This window comes from Nonomuraea marmarensis (genome assembly GCF_043197025.1).
Lineage (GTDB): Bacteria > Actinomycetota > Actinomycetes > Streptosporangiales > Streptosporangiaceae > Nonomuraea > Nonomuraea marmarensis.
Map to the genome: position 1 here is coordinate 92,032 of NZ_JBICRM010000037.1, position 8,537 is coordinate 100,568.

Annotated in this window: 5 protein-coding genes; 2 read left to right on the forward strand and 3 right to left on the reverse strand. The window is 68.4% G+C overall.

Annotated elements, in window-relative coordinates; all coding sequences use genetic code 11:
• Positions 1-28: 28 nt before the first annotated feature.
• On the forward strand, positions 29-496 hold the full coding sequence (locus ACFLIM_RS41010; RefSeq protein WP_393174507.1) for a GNAT family N-acetyltransferase: 468 nt from the start codon (positions 29-31) through the stop codon (positions 494-496).
• On the opposite strand, the gene ACFLIM_RS41015 is transcribed toward ACFLIM_RS41010, so the two are convergent.
• Positions 491-2,491 carry a molybdopterin-containing oxidoreductase family protein gene (locus ACFLIM_RS41015; protein WP_393174491.1) on the reverse strand — a complete coding sequence of 667 codons (2,001 nt, stop codon included), beginning with the start codon at positions 2,489-2,491 and terminating at the stop codon, positions 491-493. The two genes, ACFLIM_RS41010 and ACFLIM_RS41015, sit on opposite strands and share 6 nt — an antisense overlap.
• Before the next feature lie 197 nt (positions 2,492-2,688).
• On the opposite strand from ACFLIM_RS41015, the gene ACFLIM_RS41020 reads away from it, so the two are divergent.
• Complete coding sequence (locus ACFLIM_RS41020) at positions 2,689-5,067, forward strand: flippase-like domain-containing protein (RefSeq protein ID WP_393174493.1); 2,379 nt, start codon at positions 2,689-2,691, stop codon at positions 5,065-5,067.
• 9 nt (positions 5,068-5,076) lie between these two features.
• On the opposite strand, the gene mgrA is transcribed toward ACFLIM_RS41020, so the two are convergent.
• Together mgrA and ACFLIM_RS41030 are read right to left on the reverse strand one after the other, a co-directional pair.
• Entirely contained in the window at positions 5,077-6,072 is a 996-nt protein-coding gene (gene mgrA, locus ACFLIM_RS41025; RefSeq protein WP_393174495.1) for an L-glyceraldehyde 3-phosphate reductase, read from the reverse strand.
• Positions 6,069-8,159, reverse strand: coding sequence for a S9 family peptidase (locus ACFLIM_RS41030; RefSeq protein ID WP_393174497.1), 2,091 nt, complete (start codon positions 8,157-8,159; stop codon positions 6,069-6,071). The genes mgrA and ACFLIM_RS41030 overlap by 4 nt, the downstream gene beginning before the upstream one ends.
• Positions 8,160-8,537 lie beyond the last annotated feature (378 nt).

Genomic DNA, 8,537 nt, shown 5'->3' on the forward strand with positions numbered 1-8,537 from the left:
CATGGCCCTGCCGTCCAACCCCGGGCTCATGGAGTCCCACTACGTGTTGTCCCTGCTCTTGCGCCAGGCCCGCAGGGAGGACGTGCCCGCGATCGTGGCGTTGCTGGCCGACGACCACCTCGGTGCCACCCGCGAGGGGGATCCGGGGGACGAGCGGTATCTGGCGGCGTTCGACCGGATCGACGCCAACCCCTATGACGAGCTGATCGTGGCCGAGCGCGACGGCAAGGTGGTGGGGACGATGCAGCTCACGTACCTGGCCGGGTTGTCGCGGCTGGGCGCCGAGCGGTGCCAGGTCGAGGCCGTCAGGGTCGCCGCGTCCACCCGCGGCCAGGGGCTCGGCCGCAAGATGATCCTCTGGGCGATCGACCGGGCGCGGGCGCGCGGCTGCGCGATGGTGCAGCTCACCTCCGACAAGTCACGTACGGACGCGCATCGCTTCTACGACAACCTCGGCTTCACGGCCTCCCACGTGGGCTACAAACTGGCCCTATGACCAGGGGCTGAGCTCGACCAGGTTGTCGTGGAAGCCCGGGCCCTTGCCCATGTCCCCGTCCCGTTCCGCCACGACCGCGTTCGGGTTGGCGCCGCCGGGGCTGAGCTTCGGCCAGCGGCCCTTCTGCGAGGCCACCACCCCGGCCGCCACCCGGTCGCTGACCTCCACGTCGGCCAGGAACTCGCCGCCGTCGTTGTGCACGCGTACCCGCTGCCCGCTCACCAGCCCGCGAGCCGCCGCGTCGGCCGGATTGACCAGCACCACCGGGTCCTTGGCCCGCCGCCGCAACTCCGGGTTGTTGCCGAAGATCGTGTTCAGGAACGTGTGCGACGCGGGCGTGATCAAGGTCAGCGCGGAACGCCCGTTACGGGCCGTGTACGAGGGAATGTACGCCTGGCCCGCGGGCGGGAAGCGCAACCGGCCGGAAGGCGTCGGGAAACCCTCGGCGAACGGCGTGAAGGGCTTGGGGTAGTTCATCCGCACCCAGCCCTCCTTGCGCAGCCGGTCCAGGGTGATGCCCTCCAGCGAAGGATGCCCGCTCGCCAGCAACTGCTCGGCCAGCTCCAGATCCGAGTCGAACAACGACGGCTCGGTCATCCCCATGTGCGCCGCCAGCCGCCTGAACGTCTCCGTCGTGGACAGGCACTCGCCCGGGGGCTGCCCGGCCTGCTCGTTCCACAGCAGGTAGAGGTGGCCGTAGCCGGCGTGCAGGTCGTGGTGCTCGGTCTGCATGGTCGCGGGCAACACGATGTCGGCGTAGTCCACGGTGTCGGTCGGGAACTGCTCCATGACCACCGTGAACAGGTCCTCGCGGGCGAGTTGCCGCCTGATCGTGTTCGCGTCGGGGGTCGAGCCCACCGGGTTGGCCGCGTACACCCACAGGCATTTCACGTCGTCCAGCTGCGAGGCCAGCTTGGACATGACCAGCGTGCGGACCGGCTTGGCCAGCAGGTCCTCGCGCCTGTCGATGTCGAAGTGGACGTGGCCGCTGGTGGAGTAGGCGACGCCGCCGCCCGGGTGCCGCCAGTCGCCGGTGACGCCGGGGATCGCGGCGATCGTGCGCAGCGCCGTGCCGCCGCCCGCGTGCCGCTGGAGGCCGTGCGTGGAGCGGATGGCGGTCGGGCGGGTGTGGGCGAGCCTCATCCCCAGGCTGTGGATGGCCGCGGCGGGGATGCCGGTGATCTCGGCCACAGTCTCGACCGGATATTTCAGGATTTCCTGGCGGAAGTCCTCCCAGCCTTCGGTGTGCTCGGCCAGGAACTCCTCGTCCTGCGCGTTCTCCGCCAGCACGACGTTGAGCAGCCCGAGTGCGAGCGCCGCGTCCGTGCCCGGCCGGATCGCCAGGTGCTCGTCCGCCTGGTCGGCCGTCCTGGTGCGGATCGGGTCGATGGCGACGACGTGGGCGCCGTTCGCCTTGGCGTCCTGGATGAACTTCCACAGGTGGTGGCCGCTGGTCAGCGTGTTCGTGCCCCAGAGCAGGATCAGCTTGGCCAGCGCGAAGTTCTCGGGATCCATGCCCGCCGCGGTGCCGTTCGTGCGATAGAGGCCGCTGCTGCCGGCCGCCGAGCAGATGTTGAGCCAGTGCTTGGAGGCGCCGAGCATGTTCCAGAACCGCCGTCCCGCCACGCCCTCGCAACCCTGCAAGTAGCCGAGCGTGCCGGTGCCCAGATACGGCCAGATGGCCTCGCCGCCGTGCTCCTCGACGATGCCGCGCAGCCGTACCGAGATCTCGTCGAGCGCCTCGTCCCAGGTGATCCGCTCGAACTGGCCGGAGCCCTTCGGGCCGGTGCGGCGCAGCGGGTACAGGATGCGGTCGTCCGCCTGCGTGTGCTCCAGATACCGGTTGACCTTCACGCAGAGCGCGCCCCTGGTGTAGGGCTGGTCGGGGTTACCGCGCAGCTTGACGGCCCGGCCGTGCTCGACGGTGACCACCCAGGAGCAGGTATCCGGGCAGTCCAGCGGGCACGCTCCCAAAACCCTCAATTCACCCGACATGGGACACAGCCTACGTTGCCGGAAATCCGAGGTGAACGCTGGAGACCCGAGCGTGTAGCCTGCCCGATGCGACTACTGCGGGGACGATTGAGGACACTGGAAGTCAAGAGATCGTACAGTCCGGCCGGGAAGGTGCAGAATCGCTGTCGGTGGCCGAAATCAGGGAACGAGATGACACGGCGGAGGGGGATCCAGCCGTGGCTGAGGCACGCGCGGACGGCGGCGACATCTACGTCGTAGAGCCGCTGCTGCCCCAGCGCCTTCGCCGCCCCTCCGACCTGCTGCGCTTCTTCGCCACGCTCATCGTGCTGGGCGCGGTCATTCTGCTGGCCCTGGTGGCCAAGCAGACGCTCATCGGCCTGGAGGCCGACGTCAAGGAGGGCGCGGAGCTCGTACCGCTGCTGAGCAGGATCGCCGCGTTCCTCGGTGGCGCGGCCGTGCTGATCGTGCCCGCGGCGTTCGCGGTCGAGCGGGTCTTCCACCGCGACGGCCTGCGCGTCGCGGAGGGGCTGATCGCCGCGATCATCGGCATGGCCGGGTCGTTCCTGCTCGGGCAGTGGCTCGTCGCGGGCAACGCCGACGACCTGCGCGTGCTGCTGACCGGCGACAGGGCGATCGAGCCGCTCAACACGCTGCTCACCTCGGTGATCGCGTACGCCACCGCGGTCCGCATCTCGCGCCGGCCCACGTGGCGGATGCTGATGTGGACCACCGTCGCGCTCTACATCCTGGCATTCTTCTCCGGCAGGCAGATCACGATCCCGAGCGCCATCGTCACGGTGCTGGTCGGCATGGCCATCGGCTACGCCACCCTCTACGGCGTCGGCAGCCCCAACACCAGGCCCGCGGGCAGCGCAGTGGTGTCCGCGCTGCGCAAGTTGTCGTTCTCGGTGGTCTCGGCCCGCCGCATCGAGGACGACCACCAGGGCAGCCGCCGCTACGCCATCGGGCTCATGGACGGCAGCAGCCTCGACGTCATCGTGCTCGACAGGGACCGGCAGGTGGCCGGGCTGCCGTACCGGTTGTGGCGGCGGTTCAGGCTCCACTCCGAGACCAGGCGCAGGGCCATCAGGTCGCTCAGGGCCGAGCTCGAACGCGAGGCGCTCATGGCGTACGCGGCCCAGGCGGCCGGCGCCAGCACGCCCCGGCTGCTCGGCACCAGCGAGATCGGCACCGAGGCCGCGCTGCTCGCCTACGAGCACATCGAGACCCGCCCGCTGGACGAGGTGCCGGACGCGGAGATCGACGACGAACTGCTCGCCCAGATCTGGGAGCAGGTCGAGCTGCTGCAGATCCAGCGCCTGGCGCACCGGCGGCTCACCGGCGACAGCATCCACCTCGACCGCGCGGGCCGGGTCGTGCTCACCGACGCGCGCAGCGGCGAGATCGCCGCCGGGGATCTGCTGCTCAGGCTCGACGTCGCCCAGCTCCTCACGTACCTGTCGCTGCGGGTCGGACCCGAGCGGTCGGTCAGGGCCGCGGCGGCCGTGATGGGGCCCGAGGCGCTGGCCGCCGCCATGCCGCTGCTCCAGCGCATCGCGCTGACCAGGGAGACCCGCTCGGCGCTGGCCAGGGCCAAGAACGTGCTGCCCGGCATCCGCGACCACATCGTCGCGCTCAAGCCGCAGGGCAAGGTCGAGGAAATACGCCTCGAACGGTTCAGGCCGCGCACCCTGGTCACGATCATCGCCAGCACGATCGCCGCCTACTACCTGCTCTCCCAGCTCAGCCGGGTGAACATCTACCAGGTGGTCACCACGGCCAACTGGGCCTGGTCGGGGCTGGCGCTGGTGGCCTCGTTCGTCAGCTTCGTGGCGGCCGCGCTGATGCTCAGGGGGTTCGTGCCCGAGCACCTGCCGCTCTGGCGGACGGTGCTGGTGCAGTTCGCCGCGTCGTTCGTCAAGCTCGTCACGCCCCCCGCGGTGGGCGGCGTCGCGATCAACACGCGCTACCTGCAGAAACGCGGCATCTCACCGGCGAGCGCGGTGGCCAGCGTGGGGGCCTCGCAGCTCATCATGCTGGTGTTCCACATCGCGCTGCTGCTGCTGTTCGCCTACATCACCGGGTCCAACACCAACACCGCGTTCACGCCGTCGCGCGGGCTCGTCCTGGTGCTGCTCGCGGTGGCGGTGCTGGTCGTGGTGTTGCTCGGGGTGCCGCCGCTGCGGCGGATCGTCACCGCGCGGATGCGCAGGCTGTTCTCGAACGTGTTGCCGCGGCTGCTCGACGTGCTGCAGTCGCCGCGCAAGATGGTCGAGGCGTGCGTGGGCACCCTCATGATCACCATCGCGTTCGTGTTCTGCCTGAGCGCGAGCGTGGCGGCGTTCGGCGGCGATCTCAGCTTCACCGCCGTCGCCGTCGTCTACCTCACGGCCAACGCGATCGGCTCGGCCGCGCCCACACCCGGCGGGCTGGGCGCGGTCGAAGGGGCTCTCGTGCTGGGGCTGACCGTGGCGGGGCTGCCCGCCGAACTGGCCACCTCGGCCGTGCTGTTGCACCGGCTGCTCACGTTCTGGCTGCCGGTGCTGCCCGGCTGGGCCTCCTTCACCTACCTGCAGCGGCACGAGTCCCTGTGAGCACGTCGATCACCGCGCCTGCGAAGCCGATCCGGTGATCTTGTCGATGGCCTGGAGTTCGTCCTCGGTGAAGTCGGGGCCGTCCACGCAGGCCACGTTGTCCTCCAGCTGCTTGACGCTGCTCGCGCCGATCAGCACGCTGGTCACCCTCGGGTCCCTGAGCGTCCACGACAGCGCCATCTGAGCCAGCGTCTGCCCCCTGGTCTTCGCGATCTCGTTGAGGTCGCGGGCCAGGTCGCGGTCGATCCGGTCCGCGCTCAGGAACCTGCTCGTCGCCGCCCGCGAGTCCGCCGGCACCCCTTCGAGGTAGCGGTCGGTCAGCAGGCCCTGCGCCAGCGGCGAGAACACGATGCAGCCCATCCCCGCCTCCTCCACCGCGTCGAGCAGCCCGCCCTCGATCCACCGGTTGATCATGGAGTAGGACGGCTGGTGGATGAGCAGCGGCGTGCCCAGCTCGCGCATGATCCGCGCGGCCTGGGTGGTCTGCTCGGCCGAGTAGTTGGAGATGCCCGCGTAGAGCGCCTTGCCCGAGCGCACCGCCCGGTCGAGCGCCCCCATGGTCTCCTCCAGCGGCGTCTCCGGGTCGGGCCGGTGGCTGTAGAAGATGTCGACGTAGTCCAGGCCCATCCGCTGGAGCGACTGGTCGAGGCTGGCCAGGACGTATTTGCGCGAGCCCCACTCGCCGTACGGGCCCGGCCACATGTCGAACCCGGCCTTGGTGGAGATGATCAGCTCGTCCCGATATTTCGCGAAATCATCGTGAAAAATCCGGCCGAAGTTCTTCTCCGCGGACCCGTACGGGACGCCGTAGTTGTTGGCCAGGTCGAAATGCGTCACCCCGAGGTCGAACGCCCGCCGCAGGATCGCCCGCGAGTTGTCGATCGGCCGGTTGTCGCCGAAGTTGTGCCACAGGCCCAGCGAGACCGCGGGCAGCTTGAGCCCGCTGCGGCCGCTGCGGTTGTACGGCTGGCGCTCGTAGCGCTGGTCGTCTGCCTGATATGTCATGACGTGCCCTTCTCGATGATCCAGGAGAGCGCGAAAGCCTCTTCGCGCCAGGCGTCGTAGCGCCCGCTGCGGCCGCCGTGCCCCGCCCCCATCTCCGTCTTGAGCAGGAACGGCCCACCGCTCGCCGTCGCCCGCAGCCGGGCGATCCACTTCGCCGGCTCGTGGTACAGCACGCGCGTGTCGTTCAGGCTCGTGATCGCCAGAATCGGCGGGTACGGCCGGCCGTCGACGTTCTCGTACGGCGTATAGCCCTTCATATACGCATAGACGTCGGCGTTGTGCAGCGGGTCGCCCCACTCGTCCCATTCGATAACCGTCAGCGGGAGCGACGGGTCGAGGATGGTGTTCAGGGCGTCCACGAACGGCACCTCGGCCACCACGCCCGCGAACTCCTCCGGCGCCAGGTTCGCGATCGCGCCCATCAGCAGGCCGCCCGCCGAGCCGCCCCTGGCGATGACGCGCTCGCTCCAGCCGTTCGCCTTCAGATGCCTGGCCACGGCCACGAAGTCGGTGAACGTGTTGCGCTTCCTGGTGAGCTTGCCGTCCTCGTACCAGCGACGGCCCATCTCGCCACCGCCCCTGACGTGCGCGACGGCGAAGACGAACCCGCGGTCGAGCAGCGAGAGCCTGGGGATCGAGAAGCCGGGGTCGATGGAGGTCTCGTAGCTGCCATACCCGTACAGGACGGTTGGGGCGGGTTTTGCGGAATCCTTGCGCTTCACGATGGACACCGGGATCTTCGTGCCGTCCTCGGCCGTGGCCCACTCGCGGAACTGCTCGTAGTCGGCCGCGTCGTAGCCCCCCAGGACCGGGCGCTGCTTGAGCAGGATCAGCTCGTGCGTGTCGAGCTCGTAGTCGTACACGCTGGGCGGTGTGACCATGCTCGTGTACGCCAGCCGGAGCCTTCTGGTCGTGAACTCCGGGTTGCCCGCAGGGCCGACGTCGTAGAGGGGCTCGGGGAAGTCGATCTCGTACGCGTTCCGCTCGGAGGCCTCTATCCGCTCGCGCCACTCCTGGATGGTGGCCGCATAGGGAAGCACGCGCAGGCCGGTCAGCCCGTCGCGGCGGAAGTGCACCACGGCGTGGTCGGAGAACGCGTCGATCTCCAGGAGCCTGGTGTCGTCCCTGTGGGCGATCAGCGGGGTCCAGTCGCCGGGGGCGTCGAGGGGGGCCGTGGCCAGCTCGAAATTCTCGGCGTGCTCGTTGTGCAGGATGTAGAAGAAGTCGCCGGCGTGCTCGACGCCGTACTCGACGCCGGTCGTCCTGGGGCGGACAATCCGGAACTCGCCCGTGGGGTTCGTGGCGTCGAGGATGCGGACCTCGCTGGTGATCTTGCTGCCCGCGCCGAGGACCAGGTACTTCTCGCTGCGGGTCAGTCCGATGCCGACCCAGTAACGCTCGTCGGCCTCCTCGTACACCAGGACGTCCTCTTCGGTGCCGAGGGTGTGCCGGTAGACCTGGAACGGGCGCCAGGCGTCGTCGACGCGCGTGTAGAAGAACGCCGAGCCGTCGGCGGACCAGGCGCCCCCGTAGAAGATGTCGGTGATCTCGTCGGGGAGCAGTTCGCCCGTCTCGAGGTTCTTGAACCTCAGCGTGAAACGCTCGTCGCCCTTGTAGTCGGTCGAGTAGGCCAGCATGGTGCCGTCGGGGGTGACGGCGCTGGTGCCGATCGAGAAGAACGGGCTGTCGCCGGCGAGCTCGTTGCCGTCGAGAATCACCTGTTCGTGCTCGAGCCGGATGCCCGGGGTGATCTCGGGGGGTGCGTCTCCGGTTGCGGGGACACGGCAGGAGACCGCGTACTGCTTGCCTTCTTCGGTGCGGGTGAAGTACCACCACGCCCCCTTGCGGCTGGCCACCGACAGGTCGGTTTCCTGGGTGCGACCCTTGATCTCCTGGAACACCTGATCTTGGAGTTCGGAGAGGTGAGCGGTCTCCTGTTTGAGAAAGTCGTTCTCCGCCTCCAGATAGGCGGTGGTGTCTGGATCTTCCTTGTTGCCCAGCCAGGCGTACTCGTCGATGACGGTGTCGCCATGGTGGGTGCGCTCAGTCGGGATCTTCTTCGCCACTGGCGGCGTGTTGCTGCTCACGTGGGGAGTCTATGTTCGGCCGTGATCGATCTGTGGCCATAGATGAGGACGAAGGCGTCCCGAGTGGTCGGGAGCGCTGCTAATCTTTAGAAGTCGACGCAGTGCGGCAACCCTCCCTTCACTCTGGTGACAGTGGAGTGTGCTGTGTCGAGAGTTCCGCAGGTTGAGCGAGTCGGGTCAATTTGACAGAGACTTGAACGGCTGAAAGAATTAAGGCACAACGAAATGAACGCCTCCGGGTGAGGGACCTACGGGTTTCCGGGTTTGGGGTACGCGTCCGTTTCTTGAGAACTCAACAGTGTGTTAAAAGCCAGTGCATGATGCACAACCCCGTCATTGATTTGACGGATTCCTTTGGTTGACATTCATGTTGAATGT

Bases quoted from the DNA above. Each gene is read 5' to 3' on its own strand.
- ACFLIM_RS41010 (WP_393174507.1), top strand. From the start codon at position 29: ATGGAGTCCCACTACGTGTTGTCCCTGCTCTTGCGCCAGGCCCGCAGG.
- ACFLIM_RS41015 (WP_393174491.1), bottom strand. From the start codon at position 2,491: ATGTCGGGTGAATTGAGGGTTTTGGGAGCGTGCCCGCTGGACTGCCCG.
- mgrA (WP_393174495.1), bottom strand. From the start codon at position 6,072: ATGACATATCAGGCAGACGACCAGCGCTACGAGCGCCAGCCGTACAAC.